This is a genomic window from Dyella sp. 333MFSha (assembly GCF_900102405.1).
Lineage (GTDB): Bacteria > Pseudomonadota > Gammaproteobacteria > Xanthomonadales > Rhodanobacteraceae > Luteibacter > Luteibacter mycovicinus.
The window spans coordinates 1-25,615 of sequence record NZ_FNBR01000002.1; the positions used below are offsets into that span (position 1 = coordinate 1).

At 67.1% G+C, this 25,615-nt stretch carries 28 protein-coding genes; 16 read left to right on the forward strand and 12 right to left on the reverse strand.

The features are described 5' to 3' along the window. Positions 1-305: 305 nt before the first annotated feature. A complete protein-coding gene (locus BLT40_RS07300; protein WP_036111039.1) occupies positions 306-671 on the forward strand; it encodes a hypothetical protein in 366 nt (121 codons plus the stop codon). A 41-nt stretch (positions 672-712) separates the two neighbouring features. Here the strand turns inward: BLT40_RS07300 and BLT40_RS07305 are convergent, their stop codons facing one another. The 5 genes from BLT40_RS07305 to moaA are packed head-to-tail and all read right to left on the reverse strand — an operon-like array spanning position 713 to position 4,577. Next, positions 713-1,903: a molybdopterin molybdotransferase MoeA gene (locus tag BLT40_RS07305; RefSeq protein ID WP_090352549.1), complete on the reverse strand. Its 1,191-nt coding sequence runs from the start codon at positions 1,901-1,903 to the stop codon at positions 713-715. Next, positions 1,903-2,841 carry a bifunctional molybdenum cofactor biosynthesis protein MoaC/MoaB gene (gene moaCB, locus BLT40_RS07310; protein WP_036111034.1) on the reverse strand — a complete coding sequence of 313 codons (939 nt, stop codon included), beginning with the start codon at positions 2,839-2,841 and terminating at the stop codon, positions 1,903-1,905. Before moaCB ends, BLT40_RS07305 begins: the two co-directional genes overlap by 1 nt. Then, positions 2,838-3,323 carry a molybdenum cofactor biosynthesis protein MoaE gene (locus BLT40_RS07315; RefSeq protein ID WP_090352550.1) on the reverse strand — a complete coding sequence of 162 codons (486 nt, stop codon included), beginning with the start codon at positions 3,321-3,323 and terminating at the stop codon, positions 2,838-2,840. The genes moaCB and BLT40_RS07315 overlap by 4 nt, the downstream gene beginning before the upstream one ends. Before the next feature lie 3 nt (positions 3,324-3,326). Next, positions 3,327-3,578, reverse strand: a complete 252-nt coding sequence (locus BLT40_RS07320) for a MoaD/ThiS family protein (protein ID WP_036111031.1) — start codon at positions 3,576-3,578, stop codon at positions 3,327-3,329. A gap of 24 nt (positions 3,579-3,602) precedes the next feature. Then, complete coding sequence (gene moaA / locus BLT40_RS07325) at positions 3,603-4,577, reverse strand: GTP 3',8-cyclase MoaA (RefSeq protein WP_090352551.1); 975 nt, start codon at positions 4,575-4,577, stop codon at positions 3,603-3,605. A gap of 86 nt (positions 4,578-4,663) precedes the next feature. Here moaA and BLT40_RS07330 point away from each other — a divergent pair, with 86 nt between their 5' ends. The 9 genes from BLT40_RS07330 (at position 4,664) to BLT40_RS07370 (ending at position 13,785) form a co-directional block, all read left to right on the forward strand. Beyond that, on the forward strand, positions 4,664-5,641 hold the full coding sequence (locus tag BLT40_RS07330) for an XdhC family protein (RefSeq protein ID WP_090353792.1): 978 nt from the start codon (positions 4,664-4,666) through the stop codon (positions 5,639-5,641). Next, positions 5,638-6,222, forward strand: a complete 585-nt coding sequence (locus BLT40_RS07335) for a nucleotidyltransferase family protein (RefSeq protein ID WP_090352552.1) — start codon at positions 5,638-5,640, stop codon at positions 6,220-6,222. The genes BLT40_RS07330 and BLT40_RS07335 overlap by 4 nt, the downstream gene beginning before the upstream one ends. 134 nt (positions 6,223-6,356) lie before the next feature. Continuing rightward, positions 6,357-6,968: a 2Fe-2S iron-sulfur cluster-binding protein gene (locus tag BLT40_RS07340; RefSeq protein ID WP_090352553.1), complete on the forward strand. Its 612-nt coding sequence runs from the start codon at positions 6,357-6,359 to the stop codon at positions 6,966-6,968. Beyond that, positions 6,965-7,957 (forward strand): FAD binding domain-containing protein, encoded by a 993-nt coding sequence (locus BLT40_RS07345; RefSeq protein WP_036111019.1) that lies wholly within the window; start codon positions 6,965-6,967, stop codon positions 7,955-7,957. The genes BLT40_RS07340 and BLT40_RS07345 overlap by 4 nt, the downstream gene beginning before the upstream one ends. Positions 7,958-7,965: 8 nt before the next feature. Further along, on the forward strand, positions 7,966-10,173 hold the full coding sequence (locus tag BLT40_RS07350; protein ID WP_218124559.1) for a xanthine dehydrogenase family protein molybdopterin-binding subunit: 2,208 nt from the start codon (positions 7,966-7,968) through the stop codon (positions 10,171-10,173). A gap of 168 nt (positions 10,174-10,341) precedes the next feature. Then, positions 10,342-10,746: an HU family DNA-binding protein gene (locus BLT40_RS07355; protein ID WP_036111016.1), complete on the forward strand. Its 405-nt coding sequence runs from the start codon at positions 10,342-10,344 to the stop codon at positions 10,744-10,746. 157 nt (positions 10,747-10,903) lie between these two features. Then, complete coding sequence (locus tag BLT40_RS07360) at positions 10,904-11,290, forward strand: BlaI/MecI/CopY family transcriptional regulator (protein WP_036111013.1); 387 nt, start codon at positions 10,904-10,906, stop codon at positions 11,288-11,290. A 1-nt stretch (position 11,291) separates the two neighbouring features. Then, the gene (locus tag BLT40_RS07365; RefSeq protein ID WP_090352554.1) at positions 11,292-13,067 is read left to right on the forward strand and encodes a M56 family metallopeptidase; all 1,776 of its coding nucleotides are present in this window, start codon (positions 11,292-11,294) and stop codon (positions 13,065-13,067) included. A 52-nt stretch (positions 13,068-13,119) separates the two neighbouring features. Then, positions 13,120-13,785 (forward strand): HAD-IA family hydrolase, encoded by a 666-nt coding sequence (locus BLT40_RS07370; RefSeq protein WP_036111007.1) that lies wholly within the window; start codon positions 13,120-13,122, stop codon positions 13,783-13,785. Between the two features lie 3 nt (positions 13,786-13,788). Here BLT40_RS07370 and BLT40_RS07375 read toward each other — a convergent pair whose 3' ends face one another. Genes BLT40_RS07375 through BLT40_RS07395 form a run of 5 tightly spaced genes read right to left on the reverse strand, consistent with a single transcriptional unit; the run spans position 13,789 to position 18,299 of the window. Further along, on the reverse strand, positions 13,789-15,219 hold the full coding sequence (locus tag BLT40_RS07375; protein WP_090352556.1) for a sulfite reductase subunit alpha: 1,431 nt from the start codon (positions 15,217-15,219) through the stop codon (positions 13,789-13,791). A 37-nt stretch (positions 15,220-15,256) separates the two neighbouring features. Beyond that, complete coding sequence (locus BLT40_RS07380; protein WP_255363975.1) at positions 15,257-16,261, reverse strand: FAD:protein FMN transferase; 1,005 nt, start codon at positions 16,259-16,261, stop codon at positions 15,257-15,259. Between the two features lie 59 nt (positions 16,262-16,320). After that, positions 16,321-17,136: a DUF4198 domain-containing protein gene (locus tag BLT40_RS07385; protein WP_079523057.1), complete on the reverse strand. Its 816-nt coding sequence runs from the start codon at positions 17,134-17,136 to the stop codon at positions 16,321-16,323. Positions 17,137-17,151: 15 nt separating this feature from the next. Next, positions 17,152-17,664, reverse strand: a complete 513-nt coding sequence (locus BLT40_RS07390; RefSeq protein ID WP_043695422.1) for a DUF2271 domain-containing protein — start codon at positions 17,662-17,664, stop codon at positions 17,152-17,154. 11 nt (positions 17,665-17,675) lie between these two features. Further along, positions 17,676-18,299, reverse strand: coding sequence for a PepSY-associated TM helix domain-containing protein (locus tag BLT40_RS07395; protein WP_343123895.1), 624 nt, complete (start codon positions 18,297-18,299; stop codon positions 17,676-17,678). Between the two features lie 145 nt (positions 18,300-18,444). Between BLT40_RS07395 and BLT40_RS07400 the strand changes: the two genes are divergently transcribed. Genes BLT40_RS07400 through BLT40_RS07425 form a run of 6 tightly spaced genes read left to right on the forward strand, consistent with a single transcriptional unit; the run spans position 18,445 to position 23,372 of the window. Continuing rightward, a complete protein-coding gene (locus tag BLT40_RS07400; RefSeq protein ID WP_036110998.1) occupies positions 18,445-19,119 on the forward strand; it encodes a response regulator in 675 nt (224 codons plus the stop codon). Beyond that, positions 19,112-20,530, forward strand: a complete 1,419-nt coding sequence (locus BLT40_RS07405) for a sensor histidine kinase (RefSeq protein ID WP_090352558.1) — start codon at positions 19,112-19,114, stop codon at positions 20,528-20,530. Before BLT40_RS07400 ends, BLT40_RS07405 begins: the two co-directional genes overlap by 8 nt. A 52-nt stretch (positions 20,531-20,582) precedes the next feature. After that, on the forward strand, positions 20,583-21,419 hold the full coding sequence (locus BLT40_RS07410; RefSeq protein WP_254857347.1) for an alpha/beta hydrolase: 837 nt from the start codon (positions 20,583-20,585) through the stop codon (positions 21,417-21,419). A gap of 3 nt (positions 21,420-21,422) precedes the next feature. After that, a complete protein-coding gene (locus BLT40_RS07415) occupies positions 21,423-21,782 on the forward strand; it encodes an EamA family transporter (RefSeq protein ID WP_043695425.1) in 360 nt (119 codons plus the stop codon). Continuing rightward, positions 21,779-22,177, forward strand: coding sequence for a DMT family transporter (locus BLT40_RS07420; protein WP_036110988.1), 399 nt, complete (start codon positions 21,779-21,781; stop codon positions 22,175-22,177). Before BLT40_RS07415 ends, BLT40_RS07420 begins: the two co-directional genes overlap by 4 nt. Next, a complete protein-coding gene (locus BLT40_RS07425) occupies positions 22,161-23,372 on the forward strand; it encodes a DegT/DnrJ/EryC1/StrS family aminotransferase (RefSeq protein WP_090352559.1) in 1,212 nt (403 codons plus the stop codon). The genes BLT40_RS07420 and BLT40_RS07425 overlap by 17 nt, the downstream gene beginning before the upstream one ends. Positions 23,373-23,386: 14 nt before the next feature. Here BLT40_RS07425 and tsaB read toward each other — a convergent pair whose 3' ends face one another. Beyond that, on the reverse strand, positions 23,387-24,076 hold the full coding sequence (gene tsaB, locus BLT40_RS07430; RefSeq protein WP_036110982.1) for a tRNA (adenosine(37)-N6)-threonylcarbamoyltransferase complex dimerization subunit type 1 TsaB: 690 nt from the start codon (positions 24,074-24,076) through the stop codon (positions 23,387-23,389). Then, complete coding sequence (creD, locus tag BLT40_RS07435; RefSeq protein ID WP_090352560.1) at positions 24,073-25,410, reverse strand: cell envelope integrity protein CreD; 1,338 nt, start codon at positions 25,408-25,410, stop codon at positions 24,073-24,075. The genes tsaB and creD overlap by 4 nt, the downstream gene beginning before the upstream one ends. Between the last annotated feature and the right edge of the window lie 205 nt (positions 25,411-25,615).

The following is a 25,615-nucleotide window of genomic DNA, read 5'->3' on the forward strand; positions in this document are numbered from 1 at the left end:
GGCAGGGACAGCCGACTCGAAAACCCCCAGGCGAAGCCCGACCCGGCCGAAGGCCATTGAAATACGGCCGCGGTAGCGGCCCTTCCCTGAGGGGTCGCCGAAGGCGTGGCCGCGAGGGTCACCCCCGCCGTCTCTCCAACACGACACGACACACCGCGACAAAGCCAAACGCGATGGCGCAAGCCGAGCCAAAAAAACCCCTGTCATATTTCGCCTAAAGTCCCCATGCGACCTGCCGATACGTCAGCTAACGCCCTCTCTCACGAGCGGCGCAGCCTTTCCCCTATCGACAGGTAATGTCACCCATGAAGAAGATCGCCATCGCCGTCGCGCTGTTCGTCGCAGCCCCGTTGTCCGCCCACGCCGCCTGTGCCGCCAAGGACTTCGCCGTCGAAGGTTTCGGCGTCAAGCTCCAGCAGGGTTCGGGCCAGCCGCGCTTCAGCATGAAGGGCAACCTGGTCAACAAGTGCGCCGAAGCCGCCGCCGCGCAGATCCGCATCGACGCGAAGGATGCCTCGGGCAAGGTCGTCGCCAGCAAGCAGGGCTGGCCGGCAGGCACGTCCAATATCGAGCCGGGCAAGAGCGTCGATTTCGACCTCGGCCGCCTCTTCCGCTACTCGCCGGACATGACCGACTACACGGTCGTCGTGTCGGACGTGAAGGCCTGGTAAGAACGAAGGGCCCGGTCATACCGGGCCCTTGTCGCATCAGGTCACAACGGGATCCACGCCACGCGCTCGCCCGCGACGAACGCCTCCGAGCGTGACGGTAACCACACCAGCGCGTGCGCGGACGCCAGATTGCTGAGCATGTGCGACTCCTGTCGCGGCAAGACGTCGAGCGACGCCACGCCGTCTCTCATGTCCAGACGCATCCGGACGAGGCGATCGCGCTCTCCATCGGCCTCGACAGGCGCCCCGAGCCGACCCTGCCGCCACGCCGGCTGATCGACGGCCTCGCCCTCGAGCTGCGCCAGCACGGCGCGTGCATGCACCGACAGGCACACCAGCACGGCCGCCGGGTTGCCCGGCATACCCAGCAGCGCTCTTCCCTCACGCGTGCCGAACCAGAGCGGCTTGCCGGGCTTCTGCGCGACCTTCCAGAACACCTTGCGCACCCCCAGACGGTCGGCCACCGCTGGTACGAAGTCGCGGTCGCCGACGGAGACACCACCGCTGGTCACCACGAGATCGGCGCTGTCCAGCGCGGCACTCATGGCTTCTTCCAGCGCCGCCTCGTCGTCGCGCACGTAAGCGACCACCGGCTCACCGTACCCGTGCTCGACGAACCACGCACGAAGCAACGGACCGTTCGCGTCATACACCAGGCCAGGGCCGAGCGGCTCGCCGGCGCGCACCACTTCATCGCCCGTCACCAGGACGGCGACGCGTGGGCGACGATAGACCTCCACCGTCTCCACGCCGGCCATGGCCAGCGCCGCGATGAGGCCGGCGGTGACACGCTGCCCCGCCTCGGCGATGGTCGCACCCGCCGCGAGTTCCTCACCCTCGTGGCGAATGGCCTCACCCACGCGCACCGCCTCCGTGAGTGCGATGCCGGAGCCGGTACGCTGGACGATCTCCTGCCGCGCCACGGCGTCGGCGCCTTGCGGGAGCACGCCTCCGGTAAGGATGCGGACGGCCTGACCCGACCCGACGACGACATCGGCGGGATCGCCCGCGGCCGACGTGCCGACCAGTGAACGCTCAGCCTGCCCGTCGACGGTGCGCAACGCGTAGCCGTCCACCGCACTCTGCGTGAAGCGAGGCAGGGCGATGCGCGCGATGGCGGACTCCGCAAGCACCGCGCCCAGCGCGAGTTCGAGTGCGACATGATGCGTCGGCAGTCGCTCCACGTGCCGACGGTAGTGCCCGAAGGTTTCCCCAAGAGGCAGGAGAGCCATCAGTGCGGCTCCCCGTAACCGCCCGCGTGCTTTCCGCCGGTACGGCCGGTTTCGAGGAGATGCACGATGCCGGGCAAGGTCGCCGCCAGGGACTCGCTGGCACCCCCCCGGCTGCCCGGGAAGGTCAGCACCAGCGATTCACCGACGTAACCCGCGACGCCGCGCGACAGCATGGCGAACGGCATGCGTTGCTGGCCGAAGGCTCGCGCCGTTTCCATGATGCCGGGGATCTCGATATCGAGCATCGGCTTGACGGTGTCCACCGTGATATCGCGCGGACTCAGGCCGGTGCCACCGACGGTGACCACCAGCGCCGTGCCGGCGGCGACCAGCGAACGCAGCAGATCGCCCAGCACGGCCGCGTCGTCGGCGATGACCGCGTATTCCACCGGATCGAAGTTCGCGCGGATCAGGGCGTCGCGCACGTAGGCGCCAGCCGTGTCCGCCTTCGCGCCGCTGGCCACCGTGTCGGAAAGCACGACAACGGCGGCGCTCCGGGACGTCAGCAGCGCGCGGCGGTAATGTGACTTGCCGCCGACCTTGCGCTCGAGCCGGCAATCCTCGATGTGCAGCTCTTCGGGCTCCGCATAAGGCTTGAGCATGTCGTAGATGGTCAGGGCGGCCAGGCTGGCCGCGGTCAGCGCTTCCATCTCGACACCGGTCGGGCCGATGGTCTGCACCTCGGCCACGATGCGGACACTGGTGTCCGACAGTTCGTAGTGCACGTCCGCGCGATGGATCGGCAGCGGGTGGCACAGCGGAATCAGTTCATCCGTGCGCTTCGCGGCGAGGATGCCGGCGACCCGCGCGGTTTTCAGCGGGTCGCCTTTCTCGGTTTCGCCCGTGCGCAACAGGTCGATACATGCCGCCGGCGCGTGAAGCGTGGCGGTGGCGCGCGCGATACGCAGGGAGTCGGGTTTCTGGCTGACGTCTTTCATCCGTGGCTCGTATGCGAATGGTGGTGATGCGAACGGGGCGTCTCTTCGTCGAGGTCGTCGCGGATGCAACAACCTTCCACGAAGGCACTGCTTCCGTCCGTGTAGAACTCTTCTTTCCAGATGGGCGCGCCATGCTTTACCGCATCGACCGCATAGCGGCACGCGTCGAAGGCTTCGGCGCGATGAGGGGCCCGCACGACACAGACGATGGCGATATCGCCTATCGACAGATCGCCGAGCCGGTGGACGATACGCACATACGGCACGCCGTAGCGCTCGCGGGTCGCCTGCTCCACCTCACGGATGATCTTCGCGGCGAGCGGCTCGTGCGCTGTATACGCCAGGTGCCTGACGGAACGGCCTTCGTGGTGATCGCGGACCGTCCCGACGAACAGCGCGAGGCCACCGCATTCGGGGTGCGCCTCGAGTTCGAGCAAGGGTTCGACCGCCACGGGAAGATGCGAGAGAACGTCACGGTTCATGACTCAGCCTCCCGCGACCGGCGGCAACAGGGCGATCCGGCCGTCGGCCGGCAAGGCGTCCGCACGGCGGACGATGGTGTCGCCCGACACGCAGGCGCAGCGATCCAGCGGTCCCGCAAGCTCGGGACGCGCCGATGCCAGGCGCGCCACCGCGTCGCCCACCGTGCCGACATCGTCGGTGACCTCGATGACGCACTCATGCTGGCCGGCCAGACGCTCGAGGTTGGCGAAGAGTTCGAAAACGACTTGTTTCATGACAGATCCGGAAGAATGACTTACCTACCCACCCATCGCATGCATGGTCACCGGCCGGTCCACGGGCCCCGGCCGTGCGGCGTAGCCCGCATCCTTGAGCCAGACGGCGCGGCGCACCTGCTCACCCAGAACTTCGTCAGAGACGCCTTCGCGCATGCGCGCACCCAGCGGTGTACCGAGTGGCGAGAACAGGCAGGTGAACAACTCGCCCGTCGCCGTGAGGCGCAGGCGATCGCAGGTGGAGCAGAAGGGGTTGGAAACGGTGGAGATGATGCCTAACGGGTAATGCCCGTCGACGAGGTACGGTGTCGCCGGATCGCTGCTCCGGGGCTGGTGCTCGACGCGATGGCTGACGCCGATCGCGGCCAGCATGTCCGCCTCGGACACCACGGCATCGCGTTTCCAGTGTCCCGGGGCATCCAGCGGCATGTATTCGATGTACCGCAAGGGAATGCCGCGAGCCATCGCCCACTCCAGCAGCGGCACGATGTCCTTTTCGTTGTCTCCGCGGATGACGACCGCGTTGAGCTTTATGTTGGCGCCGGCGTCGGTCAGTGCGTCGATACCGTCCAGCACCGGTGCGATCTCTCGCAGGGTAAGCCGACGGAACGTGTCCGGGTCGATTGCATCCAGGCTCACGTTGAAATCGTCGATGCCGGCGGCCACGAGTTCACGCGCCTTCGGTGCGATGCGCGAGGCGTTCGTGGTCATCGACAGGCGGCGCAGGCCGCGTTCGCGCAGGGCGCCGATCTCCCGGACACACTCGAGCAGGTCGCGGCGCAACAGCGGTTCACCGCCGGTCAGACGGATCTGATCGATGCCGCTGTCGACGAACAATCCCGCAAGGCGCACCACCTCGCCCCGGTCGAGCAGGCTGCTTCGGGGCAACCAGTCGGGGTGCTCGGGCATACAGTAAGTGCAGCGGAAATTGCAGCGGTCGGTCAGCGAGATCCGCAGCTTGCGTTTGGTACGGCCGTGACGATCGATGAGTGGGGACATATCGGCTCAGGAAAGCACAATGGGCGTAAGCGGGACGTATGCGGCCGCGCCGGGCCCTTCACACGCAATCGTGCCAGACTTCCGCGATGAACGCCTTGAACCCATCCGCCGCGCCGGTCTGGCCAGCCTGGCCCGACTACGCCCTGATCGCCGACCTGCTGCCTTCGCTGCGCGACTTCGCCCATGCCGGCCGGGTCGCCCTCGCGACGCTGGTCTCCACCGACGGCCCATCCCCGCGGCCGCTATATAGCGAAATGCTGATCGCTGCGGACGGACGCGTCGCGGGCTATGTCTCCGGTGGATGCGTCGAGGCCGCCGTCGCCAGCGAGGCCGCGATGGTATTGGCCGAGGGGCGCCCGCGCCTGCTGGATTACGGTGTCGGCAGTCCGGTCCTGGATATCCAGCTCACCTGCGGCGGGCGCATCGGCATCTTCGTCAGGGAGCTGCGCGAACCGTCGGCTTACGCCAACACGCTGGGCGTGGCCCGCCGCGAGCGGCGTACCGTGACGGTGATGACGGACCGCGACAGCGGCGCGTGGAAAATCGTGGAAGGCCACATTGCGCCCGACGATCGTCATTACGCCTGCGTCCATATGCCGCCCCTGCGCCTCGTCGCCGTCGGCGGCGACCCGGTGACGCTCGCCGTTGCCCAGCTCGCGCCGACAATGGGCGTGGAAGTCGTCCTGTTGCGGCCGCATGGGCCGGCCGAACCGCCGCCCGGCATCGCGTTGACCGGCTACGACTCGCGCAGCCTGGCGGCGTCGCTGGGCGAACTCGTCCTCGACGAACGCACCGCCGTGTACTCGCTCAGCCACGACGCCGAGATCGACCACGCGGTCGCCAGGCATGCGCTGCGCTCCCCGGCGTTCGCCGTCGGTATCCTTGGCAGCCGCAACAAGATCGGCACTCGCGTCGAGCGACTAAAGAACGACGGTGTGGACGACGACGATCTGACCCGGCTGCATCTTCCCGCAGGCCTGCCCATCGGCGCACAAACCCCGCACGGCATCGCCCTGTCCATCCTCGCTCAGGTCTGCCAGCGCGATCGCGCGCGGGCATCGTGATCGGCGGCCACGATGCCGTCATCCTGGCAGCGGGCGGCAGCCAGCGGCTGGGGCGACCGAAACAGCTTCTGACCCTCGACGGCGAAAGCCTCATCGCCCGCGTATCGCGTCTGGTCGAGGCCACCGGCCCGGGCAAGACGATTGCCGTGCTCGGCGCTTATGCCGAACGCCTGTGCGGCCAGCTGAACGGCGCCATGGCCGTATTCAATCCGGACTGGGCCACGGGCATGGCATCGTCACTCCGACTAGCGGCCGACGCGCTCGCCGGACGCCACGACCCGGTGCTCGTCGTGGTCGTGGATCAGCTGGCGCTCGACGAAGCACATCTCGTCAGGCTGCTCGCCGCACACGACGGCGCGCGCGATACGGTGACCGCGTACGGCGAGACCCTGGGCGTACCCGCCGTGCTGCGTGCGGCCACGCTGGCGCGCGCCACGCACCTCCGCGGCGACACCGGTTTTCGCGCCCTTTGGTCGGATGAGGCGCCGCTCGCGATCCGCGCCGACGCACTCGCTGTCGACGTGGATACCGAAGACGATGTCGCACGCGCCATCGCTACCGGGCTTCTCGATCGCGACTGACCGCGTCGACATGTAAAGAGCATGGGAACCCCAACGGCGCGTTCCGCCGCGCGCCGTTCACGGCACGAGCGATAAAACCGTGGCTTCACCCAGGCAGCGACGCATATTCGTCGCCCACCCACGGAGACAGCGGCATGCAGCCGAAGACCAACACCTCGTCCATCGACGCGGCGCGCCACGGCGCAGAAGCCAGCGGCGTCATGAACCACACTTCCGAACGCGTCGACGGTATCGACACGGTCCAGGCCCACCTGCGGATCAATGGCACGACTCACGTGCTCGACCTCGACCCCAGGGTGACCCTCCTCGATGCGCTGCGCGAACATCTCGGACTCACCGGCTCGAAGAAGGGCTGCGATCACGGCCAGTGCGGCGCATGCACGGTGCTGGTCGAAGGCCGTCGGATCAATGCCTGCCTGACCCTGGCGGTGATGCACGACGGCGACTCGATCACCACCGTCGAAGGCCTGGCCACGGGCGATGTGCTTAGTCCGCTGCAGGCTGCCTTCGTCCGGCACGATGGGTTCCAGTGCGGCTATTGCACGCCGGGACAGCTCTGCTCCGCCACCGGCATGCTCGAGGAAGTGCGCGCCGGATGGCCCAGCGTGGTCACCACGGACGTCGCCGGCTCGCCTACTCTGACCGACGAAGAGATTCGTGAACGCATGAGCGGCAACCTCTGTCGCTGCAGTGCGTATCCCAACATCGTCGCCGCAATTGCCGACGCCGCGGAGACCGACGCATGAAACAGTTCACCTACGCACGCGCGACCACGCCGACCGATGCCGCCTCGTCCGCGGCGGCCCATCGCCGCACGCGCTTCATCGCCGGCGGCACAAACCTGCTCGATCTGATGAAGCTGGAAGTGGAGACGCCCGAGCATCTGATCGACATCAACCGTCTCGGTCTCGACGCTATCGAAGAAACCGCGGACGGCGGCCTGCGCATCGGCACGCTGGTGCGCAACAGCGACCTGGCCGCCGATCCCCGCGTGCGCGAACGCTATCCCGTCCTGTCGCGTGCCTTGCTCGCCGGTGCGTCGGGGCAGCTGCGCAACAAGGCCACGACGGGCGGCAATCTGCTGCAACGTACCCGCTGCTACTACTTCTATGACACCGCCATGCCGTGCAACAAGCGCCATCCCGGCAGCGGCTGCGCAGCTATCGGCGGGTACAACCGCATCCACGCCATCGTCGGCGCGAGTGACTCATGCATCGCGACCCATCCGTCCGATATGGCGGTGGCGATGCGCGTGCTGGACGCCGTGATTCACACGGTAGCCGCCGATGGCAATGTGCGTGAAATTCCGATCGGCGAGTTCTATCGCCTGCCCGGCGACACGCCTCAGGTGGAAAACGTGCTGGCGGACGGTGAGCTGATCACGCACGTCACCCTGCCCCCTCCGCCGCCGGGACGGCAGGTGTATCGCAAGGTGCGCGATCGCGCGTCGTACGCGTTCGCACTGATCTCGGTAGCGGCCATCGTGAATTTCGAGGATGGCCGGATTGCCGACGCTCGCATCGCCTTTGGCGGCGTCGGCCCCATGCCATGGCGCGACGATGAGCTCGAGCGCGCCGCCGCGGGTGTCGGCAGCGACGAAGTGTCGCTGCGCACCCTCGCGGAGAACGCGCTGGCCGATGCGCGTGGTCAGGGGCACAACGATTTCAAACCAGTGCTTGCCCGCCGCACCCTGGGTGCGGTGCTGGTCGAAGCCAGCGGGAGGACCGACGCATGACGATTCGCATGGACACGGTGGTGGGGCACACGCCGCTGGACGATAACCCGGGCGGCTTCACCGGCAAGCCGGTCGACCGCGTGGATGGTCCGCTGAAGGTCCAGGGCAAGGCTGCCTACGCCGCGGAACACGGTGGCGTCGGCGATGTGGCGTACGCGTTCCCCGTGCTCGCGACGATCGCGCTCGGACGCGTTATCCGGATGGATACGTCGGCGGTCGAGCGTGCGCCGGGCGTCATCCACGTGATCACCGCGAAGAACGTACCGCCGCAGGACACGTCGTCGGACGAGGCCATTCCTCAGCTCGTCGGCGATGAGATCAGGCACTACGGCCAACCCGTCGCGCTGGTCGTTGCAAAGTCTTATGAACAGGCGCGCCATGCCGCCGGACTGATCCGGCCGGAATACGACGGGAAGCCTGGACGCTTCGATCTCGTGGCCGGTATCGACGGTGCGCGCAAGCCGGAGGATCTGTCCTTCGCGAAAGCCGATACCAGCAAGGGCGACTTCGATGCCGCCTACGCAAAGTCGCCTCACCAGCTGGACGTGACGTACACCACGCCGTTCCAGTTCCATGCCGCGATGGAGCCGCACGCCACGATCGCCAGCTGGGACGGCGACCGGCTGGTTGTCCAGACGTCGAACCAGATGCCTACGCCAGGGCGCAAGGCGCTCGCGGCCACGCTTGGTATCGAGCCCGAAAAGGTCAGGCTTCTCTCCGCTTATATCGGTGGCGGCTTCGGTAGCAAGCTCGATGTACAGCCCGACGCCGTGCTGGCCGCGCTGGCCGCCAGGGCCACGGGCCGCAAGGTCAAGCTTGCCCTCACCCGCCAGCAGCTATTTCACGTCGTAGGGCACCGTACCAACACCGTGCAGCGCGTTCGCCTGGGCACGGATGCGCAGGGCCATATTCTTGCCGAGGCGCATGAAGCATGGTCGGGTAACGAGCCCGGCAACGATGAATTCGAACCGACGGTGCTCGGCACGCGTTCCCGCTATGCGGGCGAGCACCGGCGGAATACGCACCGCCAGATCGATCTGGACCTGCCGCCCGCCATTTCGATGCGCGCGCCGGGCGAGGCGGTCGGCCTCCTCGCGCTCGAAGGCGCCATGGATGAGCTGGCTGTCGCGCTGGACATCGACCCGATCGAACTGCGCGTTCGCAATGAGCCCGCCGTGGATCCCGAACTCGGCGTGCCGTTTTCGTCTCGCCAGGTCGTCGAATGCATGCGCGAAGGCGCGCGTCGTTTCGGCTGGGATAAACGCATCGCCAAACCCGGGCAGGTCCGTGACGGACGCTGGCTGATCGGCATGGGCATGTCGTCCGCCGTACGCGGAAACATGCTTCAGGCGTCGAAAGCGCACGTCCATCTGGATGGCACCGGTCAGCTCACCGCCCGGATGGCCATGACGGATATCGGCACGGGCTCATATACGGTATTCACGCAGATCGCCGCGGACCTGCTCGGCTTGCCGATGGAGCGCGTCACCATTTTGCTCGGCGACTCGGATTTTCCCGAGACGCCCGGGTCAGGCGGTTCATTCGGCGCCGCCAGCGCCGGGTCAGGTCTGTATGACGCGTGCATGCAGCTCCGCACCCGGCTTTGCCAGTCGGCAGGCATCGATCCCACGCATGCACGCTTCGAAGACGGACACGTCTCCCATGGCGACAAGCGCGTGAGCTATTCGGCCATTGCGGGCGTCGACGGCCTGTCCGCCGATGGCGGCATCGAGCCCGGCAGTAACAACAATAAGTACAACCAGAACTCATACGGCGCCTTCTTCGCCGAAGTGGGCGTCGACATGGATACGGGCGAGATCCGTCTGCGCCGCATGCTCGGCGTGTTTGCCGCCGGCCGCATACTCAATGCGAAAACCGCGCGGTCGCAGGCATTGGGGGGCATGATCTTCGGCGTCGGCTCCGCACTGTCCGAGGAGATCGTGCTCGATCCGCGTCACGGCGCTTTCGTCAATCACGATCTCGCGGAATACCACGTGCCGGTCAACGCGGACATCGGCCCGATGGAGGCGATCTTCCTGCCTGAACTGGATGACAAGGCCAATCCCCTGAAGATCAAGGGACTCGGCGAGGTCGGTATCTCGGGAGCGGGCGCTTGCATCGCCAATGCGGTGTACAACGCGTGCGGCGTGCGCATCCGCGACTATCCGCTGACGCTGGACAAGGTTCTAGCAGGCATGGCGGAGACATCCTCCTGACGGGGGATTTTCCGCACTGCGTCACACGGAACCTGAAAAAAAGGGCTCGAAATGCAAAAAAACTTCGCGGACCCTATTTTCAGCGGACGAAAGCAACGCTAGAGTGAGTCGCCCGCTGGGCACCGGCCGGAAAGGCCGCCTCATTCGATTCAAGTGACAAGGATAACCATGGCCACGACCAAAAAAACGGCGGCGAAGAAGGCTGCCAAGGCTCCCGCCAAGGCCGCCGTGAAGGCTGCTAAGGCCCCGGCTGCTCTCAAGCCGATCAAGGATCCGCTTTCGAAGTCCACGCTCGTCTCGCACATCGTCGAGCAGAGCGGCGTCGACAGCAAGAGCGTCAAGGCTGTTCTGGCCTCGCTCGAAGGCGCGATCAACGCGTCGGTTCACAAGAAGGGCGCTGGCACGTTCACGCTGCCCGGCCTGCTGAAGATCACCTCCGTCGCCGTTGCGGCCAAGCCGAAGCGCAAGGGTAAGGACCCGTTCACGGGTGAAGAGCGCTGGTTCGCCGCCAAGCCCGCCTCGGTCAAGGTCAAGGTCCGTCCGCTCAAGAAGCTCAAGGACGCGGCCGCCTGATCTCTCGCGGAGGCCTTCGCCTTCGCGACCGACGAGGTACCCGAAAGCCTCCGCCCTAACGGCGGAGGCTTTTTTCATGGGTCCGTGCCGAAGGTCATGCTTGACTACACGTGTCGTCAGGCGCAGGCTGATTACATCTGTAGTCAGGAGCGGTGGCATGCGCAACAAGACCGTGGGCGATCAGGAACTCGCCCTTCTCCAGCACATCGAGGAAACACCGAAATCGTCGGTCGCGGAGGTGTGTGCCGCCTTCGGGGAGAGCCGTGGCCTGGCTCGCTCCACGGTGCTGACGATGATGGAACGCCTGCGTGCGAAGGGGTATCTCACGCGCCGGCACGTCGACGGCATGTACCGTTACAGCGTGACCAACGGCAGCGGAGAAGTGATGACCGGCGCCGTGGCCCGCTTCGTCGAGAAGACGCTGCAGGGTTCGGTGTCGCCCTTCGTCGCCTGGATGTCCGAACGCGGCCAGGTCAGCGACAGCGAACTGGCGGAACTCGAAGCGCTCGTCGATACCCTGCAGTCGCGACGCAAGGGGCGCTGACATGGAGGCTCTCTTCGATACGCTGCTCTCGCGCCTCGTCCATGCCTCGGTGCAGGCCGTGCTGCTGGCCGGCGTGGTGTACGCCGTGTGCCGCCTCGTTCCCACGATGTCGGCCTCGGCGAAGGCGACCTTGTGGTGGTTGCTCGGCGCCCAGCTGATCGCAGGCATCGTGTCGCCGACGCTGCTCGGCCTCCCGCTGTTGCCCGCGGCGACGATCGCCCCCGTCGAGCCCGTGACGACCATCGCGCCGCTCACCCTGCCCGGCGCCATGGATACGATGCCCGCCGGCGATGGCACCGTCTCGTGGACGGCCACGTTGCTGTTCATCTGGCTGCTAGCCGTCGCGGTTCAAGCCGCTGTCGCCAGCCTGCGCTGGCGCAGGCTGGCGGGGGTGGTGCATCGCGCGATGCCTCACGACGACGTCCGCATCGAAACGCTTTGCGCCCGTCGCGCCCGCGAGACGGGCCTTCACCGGTCACCCCGACTCGCGGTATCGCCCGAAGTGGATTCGCCTCAGGTCGTCGGCCTGTGGCACCCGACCATCCTCCTGCCGCTCGAGGTACGCCTCAGCGACGAAGATCTCGATCTCGCGCTGATGCACGAACTCGCGCACGTGCGCCGTGGCGATCTGATGCTCGGCTGGATCCCCGCGATCGCCCGCGCCCTGTTCTTCTTCCACCCCGTGGTTCACTTCGCCGTACGCGAGTACGCCCTTTGCCGTGAAGCCGCGTGCGACGCGCTGGTCGTATCGCGGGGCGGCACGATCACGAAAACGTACGGCCGCCTGCTGCTGCGGCTCGGCGTGACTCCGCCTCCGCATCACGCGCTGCCCGGTGCCTCGCCCACCTTTCATTCGCTGAAGAGGAGACTGCTCATGCTCGCTCAGGCCAACGATAGTCATCCCCGTGTGCTGACCTGGTGCCTCGTCGCCGCGATCGCCGCCGTGGGTGTGTTCCCGTGGCGCGTGGTGGCGGCGGACCAGAGCAAGACGACGGTGTCGCGCTTCTACATGCCGCCACCGCCCACGCCACCGGCGCCGGCACCCGCCGCCACACCCGCGCCAGCGGCTGCGCCCGCACCGATGTCCGCCACGTCGCTGGTCGCGCCCGTGGCACCTGTCCCGCCCGTGGCACCTGTCGCGCCCGTTCAGGCCTCGGTACCGCCGGTACCGCCAGCCCCGCCGGTGCCGGCGGTATGGTCGGAAGACGTTCATGGTGAGCCCACCAACGGCTTCTTCTACTTCTCCAACGACATTCACGTCGCCAGTGGCAGCAGCAGCGATTTCCAGCGCGCGGAGGCCGCTTACCGGGATGTCGGCAAGGACTTTGTATGGTTCCGTCAAGGCAGGCAGGCCTGGGTGATCCGCGACCCCGCGTACGTGAAACGCATTCAACAGGCCTACGCGGCGCCGTCAAAGCCCGCCGACATGGCCGCGATCATGGCGGACCAGCAGGCTGGACTGGACCGGAAGCAGGAAGTGCTCAGCGAGCAGATGGCGAAGCTGAGCGCGAAACAGAGTGAGCTGATCTCGAAACAGATGACGTCGACCGGTCCGCGCGATGAAGCCGCCTATGTGGCCGGTAACGACGCCATCGGCCGCGAGCAGGCCGCCATCGCCCGGCAGATGGCGCAGATAGGGCAGCAGCGCGCGCTGCAAGGCAAGACGATGGCCGAATGGGGCCGCAGGCAGGCCGACGCATCGCGCAAGGCCTCCGAGGAAGTGAGCACCATCCTGGCCGATGCGATCCGCAACCACGCCGCCCAGGCCGCACGCTGACGTATCCGCACACCTCCGGTATGGTGAAGGAATTTCCCCTACCGGAGGCATCATGCGACTTGAATCGGACACGGTCATCCAGACCCGCGCGTTGCTCTTCGACATGGACGGCACGCTGATCGACTCACGCGTCCTCGTCGAGAAGATCTGGAAACGCTGGTGTGACGAGAACGGTCTGGACTGGCATTACGTCCTCCCCCGTCTGCACGGCGTGCGCATGCTGGATTCGGTGCGCCGTTTCGCCCCGCCGGGTGTGGACGTGAATGCCGCGTACGAGCGCCTGTACAACGAGGAAGTGAACGACGTCGAAGGGATCGTGCCGATTCCGGGCGCGCTCGAACTGCTCGCCGCGCTGCCTCAGGAAACGTGGACCATCGTGACCTCGGCCGACACCACCCTGGCCACCGGGCGTCTGGCCGCGGCCGGGATCGTGCCGCCGCCGCTCATGGTCACCGGTGAAATCGTCACCGACGGCAAGCCGCATCCCGAGGGCTACCTGCTCGGCGCAAAACGCATGGGTGCGGCGCCTGAGGACTGCCTGGTCTTCGAAGACGCGAAAGCGGGCATCGATGCGGGACGGGCGGCGGGCTCGCGCGTGATCGCTATCGCAGGCGATCATCCGGAAGAAATCGCGGAAGACGTCGAGTGGATCGCCGACCTGACCGCGCTGCGTTTTGAAAGCTACAAAGAAGGCGTCGTGACGCTGCGCGTGGTCTGAGCGTCAGTAGACATCGCGGCGATATCGGCCGTCGGCGAGCATGTCGTCGACGGCCCGCTCGCCGAGGATGCCCCGCAAGGCCGCATCCACACCGGGAGCCATCCCCGCGAGACTGCCGCAGACATAGATCGCGGCGCCGTCGTCGACGTAGCTGCGCACGTCATCGGCCGCGGCACGCAGACGGTCCTGTACGTAACGCGGGCCCTGCGTCTCGCGCGACCAGACCAGGTCCAGCCGTTCCACCCGGCCGTCCTCTCGCCATCGCTCCAGCTCATCCACATGGAGGCGATCGACGCCGGCGTGCCGCTCTCCGAAGATCAGCCAGTTGCGCACGTGTCCGCGTGCCACACGTTCTTTCAGCAAGGCCCGCAAACCCGCGATCCCGGTGCCGTTGCCAATCAGCAGCATCGGACGGTCGTCGCCCGGCGCATGGAAGCCTTCGTTACGGCGAACGCGCAGATCGACCGCGTCACCGATATCGGCAAGTGCGGTCAGCCAGCCGGAGCCGAGTCCCAGCGACCCCGTCGCATCCCGCTGCTGACGGACCACCAGATGCAGCGTTTTATCGGAGGGCAGCGAGGCGATGGAATACTCGCGGTGAGGATGTACCTGTTCATCATCGCGCCCACGACGCGGTCCGATTTCGACCACGTCGCCCGCATCCCAACGCAGATGCGCCGCGTCCACCGGTGCCAGGGCGATATGGAAGCATGGGCCGCCGGCACTGCCGGGATTGAGCAACCGGCGTTCGACCAGCCGCCACGACTGATAAGCCGGACGCACCCAGTCGGGCGCCTCGGGTGAACCGGCCCACCCGGCGACGTGGTGTTGCCAGTGACGCAGCGCGCCCGGATCGCCGTTATCCACTTCGACAAGATCGAAAGCCGGTACGGCGCCACTGCCGCGCAACCAGCGATCAAGGTCGTGCCCGAAGGCGCAGAAGTCCTCGTAATCGTGGTCGCCCAGGGCCAGCAAGCCATACGACAGGCCTTGCAGAGCCAGCGCACCGGCCATGACGTCCCGGCGGAAACCCGTGGCGGGATCGGGCGCGTCGCCCTCGCCCGTCGTGCTGGCGATGAAAAGCATGCGTTTCGCCCCCAGCAACGTCGCCGGGGTCAGTGTGTCGATCGACTGCAAGGCCACGGCATCGCCGCCGTGACGCAAGGTGGCCGCCGTGAGGTTCGCGAGCTCGGCCGCATAGCCGGTCTGCGTGGCGTACACGACGTGGATGGTGTCCGAACCGGTGTCGACAGCGACGGGAGCTCGTCGCCGGTTCAGCGCCACGGTGAGGGCCGCCCACCCGACGACGATCGCGGAAGCGAGCCCCGTGCGCGGCCAGTCCGACGCCTGCGTGCCGGTGAAATCGTGCAGGGTCGCGAACCACGTGGCCACGGCGGCCAGCGCGATACCGATCGCGATCTGTCCGACCGGCATCCTCACGCGGCACTCCGCAAGAATCGGTCCCGCTTCGTCACGGATGCAGCGCCTTCGAAAAACCCGGCGACATCCGCTCGATGAATTTTCCATCCTCGCCGTAGAGGATGAAGAGCACGGCGATGTCGTGGCGCCTGGCGTACGCCATGCCTTCGTGCGGCCCCAGCACGGTCATCGTGGTGCCCAGCGAATCAGCATGCATGCAGTCGTCCGCGATGATGCTGACCGAGGCGATACGATGCGCCACGGGAAAGCCCGTGCGCGGATCGATGTGGTGCGAGTAGAACTTGCCGCCCGTTTCGAAGTAATGGCGGTAATCGCCCGAGGTGGCGATCGCACGATCGGTCAGCGAAACGATCCGCTCGACCTCGTCCGGCGAATCGAGCGCGCCGGAAGCCGCGCCCGGACGCTCAATGCCGACGTGCCAGGGCGTACCGTCGGGTTTGCGGCCGTGCGCGCGCAACTCCCCGCCGACCTCGACCAGATAGGCCGCGACTCCGGATGCATCGAGAAAAAGCGCCACCTGATCGACGCCGAAGCCCTTGGCCACCGACGACAGATCCACGTAGACGCCACCCGGCTGCCACGCGCGATGGCCCGCATCATCGAGACGGATGCGGTCCCATCCGACGCGCGCCCGCGCTGCCGCGATCTCCGCGGCGGTCGGCGCCTCGCGGGGGCGTTTGTCCGGGCCGAATCCCCACAGGTTCACCAGCGGGCCCACCGTCGGGTCGTACGCGCCACCGGAATCCTTCGCCAGTCCGAGCGCGTAGCGCAGCACGCCGTAGAACTCCGGCGGCAACGTCTGCCACGTGCCCGCCGGTGCGCGGTTGAACCGGCTGAGGTCGGAGTCGTGCTCGTACGTACTCATCTGCGCGACGACGCGATCCACCTCGGCCTGGATGCCCGCCTCGATGGCGCGATCGTCCGCGCCATCGGGCAACACGGCATTCACCGACCAGGTCGTCCCCATCGTGTCGCCTTCGAAGCGGCGCACATCCTTCGCGCCCGCCCCGGGCGAGACCATCAGCGCCAGCAGCACTAAAACGGCCGGGACGACAAACGCCCGTCGGGCACCCGCCCTGCGGGCGACCGCCCGGATCACTGCGGCAACACCTCGAGAGTCGCCGTATAGCCCAGGCGACGCTGTTTCGCTTCCTTCGTCGAGGTCTTCTTGTCCTCGGCCGAAGCATTCACCCAGTACATCCCGGCGGCGGGCCAGGTAAACGAGAACTTCCCGTCCTTGTCCGTCGTCGTATCCATCTCATCCTGCGCATTGCGATAGCGCGTCGCACCGTCGATGGCGACGACCTTTACATCCGCGGCCGGCTTACCGTCCACCAGCAACTGGAAGGTCGCTTTTTCACCGGACACGAGATCGTTGGGCGCGGTCACCGGGACCAGTTCCATGCCCTTGCCCGTCGGCTTCAGCGCGCCCGTGCTCGGCGAACCCTGGGTCACGAAGGTCTCGACACGCGAGGCCATTTCGTTGACTTCGACGTTCTTCGCGTTCGCGGGCAGGCCCGCCTTGAGGTCAGCGGCGTTGCCACGCCAGCGCTTTTTCTGGCCGTCCAGTTCGTACGTCGCGAACACACCCTGGTTGACCAGCGCGATGCGATACGTGCCCTTCTGCGGCACGGCCAGATCGAACGTGCTGCGGTACTTGCCCTTGTTTTCGTTCTCCGCCTGCACGGTGCTGCCATCCGGTGCGGTAATGACCAGCTGGTCGAGCTGTGCCGGGAAATGATCGGGGTAGTACAAGTCGTTGGAGACGGCGGCATCGACGGTGACCCAGGCGTCGTCACCGGAAACCACCGTGGCGGACGGCACCATCCACATCTTGTGCGCCTGGGCGGCCATCGGAAGAGCGAGAGCCAGGGCGGCACCGAGCGCGGCGCGAACGAATGCGTGCTTCATCATCGGGTAACTCCGTTACGGGTTGAGGTCGAGGTTGATCTGACCGAGTTCGGCGCTGCCCTTCGCGGACAGATGCGTGCTGGCCTTCGCGGGCCAGTCGAATGCGATGCGCTGGGTTTCGTGACCGCCGACTTCGCGCGCGGCTTCCACGACGATTTCGTAGTGTCCCGGGGCGAGCGTGCCCAGCGGCGGCTTGCCGTCGGTGAAGCGCAGCTGGTGCTGGCCCGCCGGGCGCGTCGCACCGGATACGCCGTCGATCGGCATGGTCTGATCGCGGCCGGTACGGCGCCACCACTGGCGCATGTCCTTCAGCCACTTGGTGCCTTCGCCGTCCTTCTTCCTGACGTCGTACCAGACGGCGAGATTGGCGGCGACCGTGTGGTCCTCGCGCTCGATCCACACGGCGACATAAGGCCGGTGGTATTCGGCGACCTTGAGCTCAGGGATCTCCACCGTCAGGTTCATGTCGGCGGCGAAGGCCGGCGCGGCGACGGTGAGGCAGAAGGCGAACGGCAATAAGCGACGCATACGAAATTCCGTCAGTGAATGAAAAGGAGAGCGATGACCACGGGAAGGACGAAGCCAAGGGCGACCATCGGCCAGGTCATGCGGCGCTGACCCGCATGCAACTTGAGCAGGAGCAGGCCGGTCAGCGCGAAGACGACACAGGCCAGCGCGAAAATATCGATGAGCCAGCTCCAGACCGGCCCGGTGTTGCGGCCCTTGTGCAGGTCGTTGGCATACGCCAGCCAGCCGCGATCGGTGGTTTCGGACTGCACCTCGCCGGTCTCCCGGTCGATGCTCACCCAGCCGTCGCCACCGGGACGCGGCAGCGCGACCTCGACTTCGTCCTCGCTCCAGTCGCCGTCGCGACCGTCGATGCGCACGCCCGTCTTCGATTCGACAAAGGCGGCCACCGCGGGCGCCACCGGTGCCGACCTGCGACCGGGGTCGACCAGTTTCGCCATCAGTCCGGGCGGCAAGGTCGCCGTGTGTCGCACCACCCGGGGCGATGCTTCGATCGCGCCGGCATGGTTGAGCGTGATCCCGGTGACCGAAAAGAGCAGGAGCACGACCAGCGAGATCGCGGAGCTGATCCAGTGCCAGCGATGCAGGTGCTTGAGCCAGAACGCGCGGCTTTGCCGGTCGACGGTATCGCGCATGTGGTGGATCGCCCCTGAAACGCCGATAGCAGCCCGGGATGGTAAACCACAATGCGAATCGTTCGCAATTGAGCCAGGAAAGCGATCCGAAAGCCTGCCGCGACAACATGCGCCCGAACCACTCCGGAGCGTATCCTTGTCCACCATGCGCATCCTCCTAGCCGAAGACGACGCCGCCATCGCCGCGGCCGTGCGTGCCTCCCTCGAACAGGGTGGCCACGCTGTAGACCACGTAACCGACGGTGCCAGCGCCGACCACGCGTTGCGCGACCACGACTATGACCTGCTGGTACTCGACCTCGGCCTGCCGCTGCTCGACGGCAGTGACGTGCTGGCGCGTGCCCGCAAGCGTGGCGCCAGTCTTCCCGTGCTCGTGGTGACCGCACGCGAGGGCCTGAAAGAGCGCGTGCGCGTGCTCGACCTGGGCGCCGACGATTACCTCGTGAAACCGTTCGCACTGGCCGAGTTCGACGCCCGCGTCCGCGCCCTGCTCCGTCGCCGGACCAGTCAGGGTGCGCCGGAATTCCGCATCGGTCGTCTGCGTCTGGACATCCCCGGCCATCGCGCCTGGATCGACGACACGCCGCTTGACCTCACGGCGCGCGAGTTCGGCCTGATCGAAGCCCTCGCCTCACGTGCGGACAAGGTGACCAGCCGCGCGCAGCTGGTGGAAGCCCTGTGCAACTGGGACGAGGACCTGACCGACAACGGCCTGGACATCGCCTTGCACCGCCTGCGCCGCAAGTTGCAGGGTTCGGGCACCAACGTCCGCACCATCCGCGGACTGGGCTACCTGCTCGAAGAAGCCGCGGATGCCTGAACGGCGCCACGCGGCGCAGCGCTCCGCCCGACCGAGCCTGCGTCGGCGCCTGCTGACCTTCCTGCTCGTCCCGGTGCTCGGCGTGCTGCTGCTGGACGCCGTGGTCGTCTACTTCGCCGCGTTGGCCTATTCCAACCGCGTACACGATTCCGATCTCTCCGACTCGGCGCTGACGCTGTCTGAGATGATCGGCAACGATGCACTGCGCGGCGAACTCACGGCACAGGCCCGCTTCCTGCTCGAATACGACCCTGACGGTCGCAATTACTACACGGTGGTCAGCGACCGGCACGGGCGCATGATCGGCAACGCCGAGCTCGCCGGGCCAGGCGAGCCCGTCGCTACGGACTCGCCACCCTTGCTTTACGACACCTCGCTGGGCCATCGCCCGCTGCGCGGCGCGATCATGCGCGTGCCCAATCACCACGAAGACGGCGACGTGCTGACCATCACGGTGGCCGAGAACCTGCGCGACCGGCATGCCCGGGCCCGCGAGATCCTGCTGCTCACCCTGCCGATCGAAGCGCTGCTGATCGTCGCCGTGCTGTCGCTGGTCTGGTTCGGCGTGAGCCACGGTCTGGGCGTGCTCGAGCCGCTGACGGCGAGACTGAGTCGCCGCGGCCACGATCTGGGACCCATCGGCGAGGAAGACGTGCCGGTGGAGATCCTGCCGCTGACCCGCACCATCGACGACCTCTTCGCACGCATGCGCAACATGCTGGGTCTGCAGGAGCGCTTCATCGCGGATGCCGCGCACCAGTTGCGGACGCCACTGGCTGGCATCCAGCTCCACGTCGAGCGCTACGAGGGCATCGTCGACCCCACCCAGCGCGAGGAAGCCCTGCGCCACGTGCACCGCCTCGCCGCGCGCGCCGCCCGCACCTCGGCGCAGCTGCTGGCGCTGACCCGTACGCAGTCGCCCGATCTTCCGGATCACGACGGGATGGCGGTGATCGATCTGTCGACCGTCGTGCCCGAGGCGGTCGCCATGCGCGTACACCAGGCTCTGGCACTGGGCATGGATCTGGGCTACGAAGGACTGGAGACGCCCTGCCTCGTGCGAGGCGACGCGCTGCAGGTCCAGGAGGTCATCGACAACCTGATCGACAACGCTTTCCACTACGCCGGGCGCGGTCACAGCGTCACCGTCTCGGTCGCCTGCGATGGCGGCGATGCCGTACTGGCCGTGGAGGACGATGGTCCCGGCGTGGAGGACGTCTTCCTCACCCAGCTGGGCGAGCGGTTCTTTCGCGTGCCCGGGGTGGACGAGGACGGCACCGGTCTCGGCCTGGCCATCGTCGAAAGCATCGCCGAACGGCATGCGGCACGGGTCATCTTCCTGCATGCGACGGCCGGCGGCCTTCGTGTGGAGCTGCGTTTCCCCCTTCAGCCAGACCAGAAAGCCGGCTGAAACCACGCGGCGGCACCATGCCTCCATCAGAAACCAGTCAGTGAGGTCCGGCGTGAGCCACCCGACGGAATTCCAGTTCGAAGGCGGTCGCGACGGCGTCCTGCTGATCCACGGCCTCACCGGTACGCCGGCCGAGATGCGCATGGTCGGCAAGGGACTCAACCGCGCCGGCTTCACGGTCGTCGGTGTTCGCCTCGCCGGTCACTGCGGCACGGAAGAAGACCTGGTCGCCACCTCGTGGGAGGACTGGTACGCCAGCGTCGAAGCCGCCGCCGAGGAGCTTCGCGGCCGGGTCGACCGCCTGTTCGTCGCCGGGCTGTCCATGGGTGCCGTACTCGCGCTGCGTCTGGCGGCCGTGCAGCCCGGCTGGGTCGACGGCGTCGGCGTGTTCGGTGCCACCTTCCGTTATGACGGCTGGTCCATCGGCTGGACCGGCAAGCTGTCGTTCCTGCTGCCGCTGTTCAAGCGTCTCGGCATCGGCCGTCATCGCAGCTTCATCGAGCAGCCGCCTTTCGGCATCCGCGACGAGCGGCTCCGCGCGCAGATCAGCCAGGCGATGTTCTCCGGGGACAGCGCCGCTGCCGGCCTGCCTGGCAACCCGTGGCACGCGCTGGCCGAAATGGTGAAGCTGGCGCGCGACGTGCGCCGTCGCCTGCCCGATGTCGTCGCGCCATGCTTCGTCGCGCACGCCACCGACGACGATGTGGCCAGCGTCGCCAATGCGGACATGGTCGCGCGCCGCGTACGCGGCCCGATCGAAATGCTGCTGCTGGGCGACAGCTACCACATGATCACGATCGACCGCGAACGCCGCATGCTGATCGAGCGGACGGCCGACTTCTTCGGCCGCATCGCCCGCGACGCGCGCCCCACACGCATGGCGGCCTGATCGATGCACGGGCTGGTGCTCGCGCTGTGGATCGCCAATGTCGTGCTCGACACGGGCGGCCAGCTTGCGTTCAAAGCCGCCGCCGGCGACGAGCGTGCAGGCGATGGTCTCGCCCGCTGGAAGTACATGCTGGCGCGGCCCTGGATCTGGACCGGCATCGGCTGTTATGTCGCCGAGTTTCTGGTCTGGATCGCCTTCCTGTCGCTGGTGCCGCTGTCCGAAGGCGTGCTGCTCGGCTCGATCAATATCGTGGCGATCATGATCGCCGGGCGTTTCCTGTTCAGGGAACGCCTCAGCCCGCTGCGCGTCACCGGCATCCTGCTCGTCGCCGCGGGCGTCGCCATCGTGGGAGCCGGCTCGTGAAGCGTTTCTACCTCATCGGCTTCGGTCTGCTGCTCGCGTTCGACACGCTCAACCTCGTCTGTTTCAAGATCGCCGGCACGCATGCGCTGCCGGTGGAAATGAGCACGGCGTGGCTGGCGCGCGTGTTTTCGCATCCATGGATCTACGGCGCCATCGTCGGTTACATCGGCGCCTTCCTCACCTGGATGAGCCTGCTCAAGCACGCACCCATCGGTCCCGCCTTCGCCGCCTCCCATCTCGAAGTGGTGAGCGTGATGCTCCTCTCCTGGTGGGTCTTCGCCGAGCCGGTGACGCTCACCCAGATCCTCGGTGCCGCCGCGATCGTCGCCGGCATCGTCTGCCTCGCCTTCGCCGAACGCGGCGATGAGACGGTGAGCGATGTGGTTCCGGCCTGAGCCCGAATCGCCGCCCACGGCCGGCCTGCCGCTGGGCATCGCCGACCTGGGTGGCGATGTCCGCGCGCCGCTCACCGCGCTCACCGCGTCGTGGCTCGGTGTGGAAGAAACGCAGCTGGAGTGTTCCGGCACCGCCGCGCTGACCGTCGCACTGACGGCGCTTTCCGAATACGCCCGCTCGCGGCGCGAAGTCGCCATCCCCGCTTTTACCTGCCCGCTGGTGCCGCTGGCCATCCGCCGCGCCGGACTCCTGCCGCGACTGGTGGATCTGCTGCCTGGCAGCTTCGACATGGATCCGCAACGACTCGAAGACGCCTGCGGTCCGCAGACACTGGCGGTCGTACCGACTCATCTGGGCGGACGAACCGCCGATGTCGCCAGCGCGAATGCCATCGCGCACTCCGCTGGCGCGCTGACCATCGAAGACGCGGCGCAGGCACTCGGTGCGCGCATCGACGGTCGCTTTGCAGGAACCCTTGGCGACATCGGTTTCTACAGTCTCGCGGCAGGCAAGGGCCTGTCGATCTTCGAGGGCGGTCTGCTGGTGGCCCAGGACGACGTCTGGCGCGAGCGCTTTCGCCGCGCCTCGCACCGCGTGGTGCGCTGGCATCCGGGGTGGGAAATCCGTCGCTCGCTCGAACTCGCGGGCTACGCTGCGTTGTACCGACCGTCGGGACTTGGCTTCGCCTACGGCAATTCGTTGCGGCGCGCGCTGCGGCGCGGCGACCTGATCGGTGCGGCGGGCGAGGATTTCAGCGCTGACTTTCCGTTGCACCGCGTGGGGCGATGGAGGCGCGCGGTGGGCGCGCGCGCGTTCGGACGTTTGTCCGGGTTTATCGAGGCCACGCGCGCGCAGGCCGCCGCACGTGTGCCCGCGCTGGCATCGATTCCCGGCGTCCACGTCTTCACCGACGAGGGCGGAACGTGGCCCTATCTGATGCTTCGTTTGCCCGACGAAGCCATGCGCGACGCGGTGCTGAAACGCCTGTGGTCATCACGGCATGGCGTGGCGCGCATGTTCGTCCACGCCCTGCCCGACTACGAATACCTCGAGGCCATGCCGGGCGGCGACGATGTACCGAACGCCCGCGATTTCGCCGCGCGCACGCTGACGATCACCAACAGTCTGTGGCTGGACGACGCGTGCTTCGAGCACGTGTGTGCGGTGATCGAGGCGGTGATCGTTTCGCGCTGACGATCCGGCGAGCCTCAGGCCCGCCCCTGCTCCACCAGGGTCAGCGCCACCTTGTCCCGCAGATAGACCGGCAGGGCCAGCTCCGGCGCGACGGCCTGACCGTCACGGAACATGCGCGCCGCGACTTCCGCAACATGCCGCGCCTGCGGGAACAACGCACCGTCCGCCGAGCGGATCGGTGCCTTGATCCGCTCGCGCAGCACGGCTTCGTATGTCGCCCAGCCCGTACCGACGACGTGCCATGCGGATGCGTCAGGCAACACCAGCGCGGCCGCCGTGTCCACACGCTCACGATCCATCAGGCTCACGCTGCCATCGTTCTCGCGACGCCACGCCGCGACATAAATTTCGCCCATGCGCGCGTCGATGACAGACAGAATGGCCGCATCGTCTTCCGGCGCTTCCAGTGCGAGCGCCTGCAACGACGACACGGTGACGACCGGAACATCCAGCGCCATCGCCATGCCCTGTGCCAGCGATACGCCCAGGCGCACCCCGGTGAACGCACCGGGGCCACGGCCGACGGCGATGCCATCGAGCGCCTCGCGCTTCAGGCCCGCTTCGGCGAGCAGCTCGTCGGCCATCGGCAGAACGAGTTCCGCGTGCCTGCGCGGCGCGATCTCGCTGCGCTCGATCACCTCGTCGCCGTGGACGAGGGCGACCGAGCAGGCTTCCGTGGAGGTTTCGATGGCGAGGAAGTTCATGGCGTATCCGGCGTGGAGTTGAACGGTGTTCCCTGGGCGTACCAGTCGATCCGGCGGGTCAGGTACATCAGCAGCCCGACCACCGCCACGAGCACGACCGCGCCGATCAGCAGCGCGTACTGCTCGGCGCCGATCAGGCCGTACAGTATGGCGTAAACCAGCGCGAGGACGCCGCCGAGGGTGAACCCGGCCCGTCGGGCGCGCAGCGCCGCCACGGCGTAACCGCCCACGATCGACACCACCGCGCCCGCCGCCACCGCGTAGGCCGGCCCGAAGCCGATCTGCTCGGAAAGAGCCAGCAGCAGGACGTAAAAGCTCGTCATGGCGGCGCCCACCAGCAGGTACTGCACGGGATGCAGGCGCAGGCCCTTGAGTACTTCGAACAGGAAGAAGGCGACGAAGGTCAGCGCGATGAACAGCAGACCGTATTTACCGGCACGGTCGTTCTGCTGGTATACCCCGCCAGGCTGGTAAAGCTTCACGCCGAACGCCGACGACTCGAGCCGCCCCGCGACATCCTTGTCGTCGGCACTCCAGTGCTGCCCGTAGGCGCGATTGAGATCCAGCACCTGCCACGACGCGTCGAAGCCATTGGCGGTGACGCTGCGCGTTCCCGGTAGCAGGGCGCCGGTAAAGCTCGGATCGGGCCACGGCGAACGGACCCGCACGCTGTTGTTGCGGGCCAGCGGCAACGCGGAAAACGATTCGGTGCCCGCAATGCGCAGGGTCATCACATAGTCCAGCGGCGTGTCGCGGGCCGGGTCGACGGCGACGGGTGTGGACAACACCGTATATGGCCCCATGCGTGCCGTCGACGACGCCAGGCGCACGGGCTTGCCGTCGACGGTGACCGAGGTAATGTGCTGCAGGCCGCGCGTATCGGCGATCAGCAGACGCAGCTCCGCTTTGCCGGGAAACCAGGTCGAACCGCTGTCCGCGGCGAAACGACGGATGTCTTCGGGCAGGATACGACCGCGCAACGTGACGTCGCCGGTGTACACAGGTACTTCGTACATGCCGAACCGGCGCTTTTCGACGCTGAGGTCGGCGACGGTGCTCTGATCGTCCGCCAGTACGATTTCGGTGCCGTCATGGCTGGCGACCAGCTTGCCGTCCGCATCGTGGGTTTCGCTGCGCGTGGGGACGGCGAGCACGAGGCCGCCGATAGTCTGCTCACCGCCCCATCCATCGGCGACGCGTGCCGACGCGGTGTCGCGCATCGACTGCCGCTCGCGAACGAGGCCGTCGGCCTGGGTCAGTGGGATCAACATGAGCAGGGCCAGTAGCCCGATGCCAAGCACCTTGGCGGTAATCGTCTGCGTCCAGCGGAACATCGGGGGTCTCCCTCGTCGATAGTGAGGGCGATGGTGGGCTCCGCGTGGGGTGACCCACCGTCTGGCGTGTGGCTTCGACGGGGCGAGTTCTGGCGAAATGCTGCGCGGGGTGTTGAGGCTGGTCGTTGCGGGCTCGGCTTGCGCCATCGCCTTTGTTTTGCCGCGGCGTGTGGTGTCGCGTCGTTGGCTGGGACCGCTCGCCTGC

Coding starts and splice junctions, on each gene's coding strand:
- BLT40_RS07330 (WP_090353792.1), top strand. CDS start 4,664: ATGAACGCCTTGAACCCATCCGCCGCGCCGGTCTGGCCAGCCTGGCCC.
- BLT40_RS07395 (WP_343123895.1), bottom strand. CDS start 18,299: ATGCGCGATACCGTCGACCGGCAAAGCCGCGCGTTCTGGCTCAAGCAC.
- BLT40_RS07425 (WP_090352559.1), top strand. CDS start 22,161: ATGTGGTTCCGGCCTGAGCCCGAATCGCCGCCCACGGCCGGCCTGCCG.
- BLT40_RS07375 (WP_090352556.1), bottom strand. CDS start 15,219: ATGCCGGTCGGACAGATCGCGATCGGTATCGCGCTGGCCGCCGTGGCC.
- BLT40_RS07360 (WP_036111013.1), top strand. CDS start 10,904: ATGCGCAACAAGACCGTGGGCGATCAGGAACTCGCCCTTCTCCAGCAC.
- BLT40_RS07415 (WP_043695425.1), top strand. CDS start 21,423: ATGCACGGGCTGGTGCTCGCGCTGTGGATCGCCAATGTCGTGCTCGAC.
- BLT40_RS07385 (WP_079523057.1), bottom strand. CDS start 17,136: ATGAAGCACGCATTCGTTCGCGCCGCGCTCGGTGCCGCCCTGGCTCTC.
- BLT40_RS07355 (WP_036111016.1), top strand. CDS start 10,342: ATGGCCACGACCAAAAAAACGGCGGCGAAGAAGGCTGCCAAGGCTCCC.
- BLT40_RS07320 (WP_036111031.1), bottom strand. CDS start 3,578: ATGAAACAAGTCGTTTTCGAACTCTTCGCCAACCTCGAGCGTCTGGCC.
- BLT40_RS07345 (WP_036111019.1), top strand. CDS start 6,965: ATGAAACAGTTCACCTACGCACGCGCGACCACGCCGACCGATGCCGCC.
- BLT40_RS07400 (WP_036110998.1), top strand. CDS start 18,445: ATGCGCATCCTCCTAGCCGAAGACGACGCCGCCATCGCCGCGGCCGTG.
- moaCB (WP_036111034.1), bottom strand. CDS start 2,841: ATGAAAGACGTCAGCCAGAAACCCGACTCCCTGCGTATCGCGCGCGCC.
- BLT40_RS07365 (WP_090352554.1), top strand. CDS start 11,292: ATGGAGGCTCTCTTCGATACGCTGCTCTCGCGCCTCGTCCATGCCTCG.
- tsaB (WP_036110982.1), bottom strand. CDS start 24,076: ATGAACTTCCTCGCCATCGAAACCTCCACGGAAGCCTGCTCGGTCGCC.
- BLT40_RS07370 (WP_036111007.1), top strand. CDS start 13,120: ATGCGACTTGAATCGGACACGGTCATCCAGACCCGCGCGTTGCTCTTC.
- creD (WP_090352560.1), bottom strand. CDS start 25,410: ATGTTCCGCTGGACGCAGACGATTACCGCCAAGGTGCTTGGCATCGGG.
- BLT40_RS07390 (WP_043695422.1), bottom strand. CDS start 17,664: ATGCGTCGCTTATTGCCGTTCGCCTTCTGCCTCACCGTCGCCGCGCCG.
- BLT40_RS07350 (WP_218124559.1), top strand. CDS start 7,966: ATGGACACGGTGGTGGGGCACACGCCGCTGGACGATAACCCGGGCGGC.
- BLT40_RS07315 (WP_090352550.1), bottom strand. CDS start 3,323: ATGAACCGTGACGTTCTCTCGCATCTTCCCGTGGCGGTCGAACCCTTG.
- BLT40_RS07340 (WP_090352553.1), top strand. CDS start 6,357: ATGCAGCCGAAGACCAACACCTCGTCCATCGACGCGGCGCGCCACGGC.
- BLT40_RS07300 (WP_036111039.1), top strand. CDS start 306: ATGAAGAAGATCGCCATCGCCGTCGCGCTGTTCGTCGCAGCCCCGTTG.
- BLT40_RS07405 (WP_090352558.1), top strand. CDS start 19,112: ATGCCTGAACGGCGCCACGCGGCGCAGCGCTCCGCCCGACCGAGCCTG.
- moaA (WP_090352551.1), bottom strand. CDS start 4,577: ATGTCCCCACTCATCGATCGTCACGGCCGTACCAAACGCAAGCTGCGG.
- BLT40_RS07305 (WP_090352549.1), bottom strand. CDS start 1,903: ATGGCTCTCCTGCCTCTTGGGGAAACCTTCGGGCACTACCGTCGGCAC.